This is a genomic window from Shewanella sp. AS16 (assembly GCF_021412365.1).
GTDB classification, from domain to species: Bacteria; Pseudomonadota; Gammaproteobacteria; order Enterobacterales; family Shewanellaceae; genus Shewanella; species Shewanella salipaludis.
This window is the reverse complement of the sequence record NZ_JAKCLK010000119.1, coordinates 1-331: the sequence shown is the minus strand read 5'-3', so window position 1 is coordinate 331 and position 331 is coordinate 1. Positions and strand designations below refer to the sequence as shown.

At 55.9% G+C, this 331-nt stretch carries 1 pseudogene; it reads right to left on the bottom strand.

What is annotated here, in order from left to right:
- Positions 1-67: 67 nt before the first annotated feature.
- A pseudogene (locus LZP73_RS19610) lies at positions 68-331 on the bottom strand (UDP-N-acetylmuramate:L-alanyl-gamma-D-glutamyl-meso-diaminopimelate ligase); the annotation flags it as partial.

Here is a 331-nt window from a genome sequence, read left to right as displayed (position 1 = left end):
CAAATGCCGGATGCGGCGTGAACGCCTTATCCGGCCTACACACACTCTATCAGGCTGAGGCTGTGAATTACTGCGCGGCTTCCGCTTTCTTCGCCAGACCATCCAGCAGTTTCTGATGAATACCACCAAAACCGCCGTTACTCATCACCAGAATGTGATCGCCCGGCTGAGCGGTTTTCACCACCATATCTGCCAGCGTATCCACATCGCCGCTCCAGTGTGCAGGCTGAACGCAGGCTTCTGCCACTTCTGCCACCTGCCACGGAATATGCGCCGGTTGCAGCAGGAAGACTTCATCGGCACGACCTAATGAAGGTGCCAGATCGTCTTT